Origin of the sequence: Atribacter sp., assembly GCF_035418125.1 — a bacterium.
GTDB lineage: Bacteria > Atribacterota > Atribacteria > Atribacterales > Atribacteraceae > Atribacter > Atribacter allofermentans.
Genome location: NZ_DAOLQM010000362.1, coordinates 1 through 1535 on the forward strand (window position 1 = coordinate 1; position 1535 = coordinate 1535).

The 1535-nt window shown below is 38.7% G+C and carries 3 protein-coding genes; all 3 read left to right on the plus strand.

Annotation, left to right across the window (positions count from 1 at the left end; all coding sequences use genetic code 11):
- The coding region (locus PLK24_RS11395; RefSeq protein WP_324479245.1) for a tetratricopeptide repeat protein at positions 1 to 326 on the plus strand (326 nt) is incomplete at its 5' end.
- Positions 327 to 600: 274 nt separating this feature from the next.
- A complete protein-coding gene (locus PLK24_RS11400) occupies positions 601 to 855 on the plus strand; it encodes a type II toxin-antitoxin system HicA family toxin (RefSeq protein WP_324479247.1) in 255 nt (84 codons plus the stop codon).
- The gene (locus PLK24_RS11405; RefSeq protein WP_349770688.1) at positions 852 to 1073 is read left to right on the plus strand and encodes a type II toxin-antitoxin system HicB family antitoxin; all 222 of its coding nucleotides are present in this window, start codon (positions 852 to 854) and stop codon (positions 1071 to 1073) included. The genes PLK24_RS11400 and PLK24_RS11405 overlap by 4 nt, the downstream gene beginning before the upstream one ends.
- Positions 1074 to 1535 lie beyond the last annotated feature (462 nt).

Here is a 1535-nt window from a genome sequence, read left to right on the forward strand (position 1 = left end):
AAAAGGATTGCTATGATCAGGCCATCGTTGATTTTAATCAGACCTTGAGGTTCAGTCCACGGAACGAAGAATATTATTATAACCGAGCCCTTGCCTTCTCCATGAAAGGATTTTTAGATCAGGCTCTGGCCGATTTCAATACAGTCCTGGAGCTCAACCCAAGATTTATTATGGCTTTCTATTCCCGTGCTGAAATCTATGAAAAGATGAGCTACTGGAAAGAAGCTGTTGGCGATTATAAGGTATTTCTTCGCTTTGCTTCAAGGCAACATGGCCCCTATATTGAGCAAGCTCAAGAAAGAATACTAGCCTTAAAGGAAAAATAAGGACACTATTATCACCTCATGGATCAAAGTTTGATTCTAAAATATGTAATGAGGGTCCAGAGGGTCAGGTCTTGATTCTTGAATTTCTGGGGAATGTGATAAGCATTCTTGCCGCTTGGGAGTACCATATGAAGATGAAAACTATCGCATTCAACTCTGTCATCTTTTGTTTTGAATGTTTTTATCTCACTTCAAAAGCTGCTATCATGTTGCAGTAACCCAGATAGTTCATGTAAAATTAAAGCAACCCTATTGTAAGAAACGAATATTAACCATGAAAATCAAAAGACTTTTAAAAAAAGCCATTTCCAATCCAGACAATATACGTTTTACTGAAGTAATTGGTTTGGCTGAAGCCTTTGGTTTTAAGTTATCGAGGGTAAAAGGAAGTCATCATATTTTTATCCATCACCAGACAAGAGAACTATTAAACTTTCAAAATGTTAGTGGTATGGCGAAACCGTATCAAGTTAAACAACTTTTAAAAATTGTTGAGAAATATAATCTCCGTTTGGGGGAAACCAAATAATGGACTACCATGTGAATATTTTTTGGAGCGAGGAGGATCAGGGGTATATTGCCGATATTCCTGACCTAAAAGGATGTTCGGCTTTTGGTCTTACACCAGAGGAAGCTCTCCATGAAGTTCAAATTGCTAAAAAAGCCTGGATCGAAGCTGCTCTTTCTGAAGATTTACCCATCCCTCCCCCTTGCTATCGACCGATTATTTACCAGGTGGGCAGTTGAGTTGATCTTCGGGTCTAAAAAGCTTTAGATCTTTTCGATACTGACTATTAGCAACCCAACGGGAGTAAGGTCTTGATTCTTGAATTTAAAAGCCCTGGGCGAACACATAGGTTCGCCCCTACATTGATAATGTGAAAAATCTTGGGTTCTATTATATAATTGAAAGAGGATAACGGAGCATTCACGGATAAAATGTTCAACCTTCTAGTCCATATCTCTCATAAAGAAAAAGAATCCGTTACCGCTCCACTCTCACAGATCTGGCTATATCCTAACCAAGATTAGGTTTAAGAGTAAACTCTTGGGATTATCCAGGAAAAACGAGATCGTCTTCCTCAAGTCGCGGTTACCATATTTATAAGAATCAAGACCTTAGCCCCAAGTTTTTTACAGACGGGGCTACTTCAGAGATTATATAGCGTTACCGAATGGGTGATTACCTTTTTTGGTTTATGATCAGGG

What these genes read in the sequence shown, in the direction of transcription:
- PLK24_RS11400 (WP_324479247.1), top strand. Translation starts at nt 601, where the DNA reads ATGAAAATCAAAAGACTTTTAAAAAAAGCCATTTCCAATCCAGACAAT.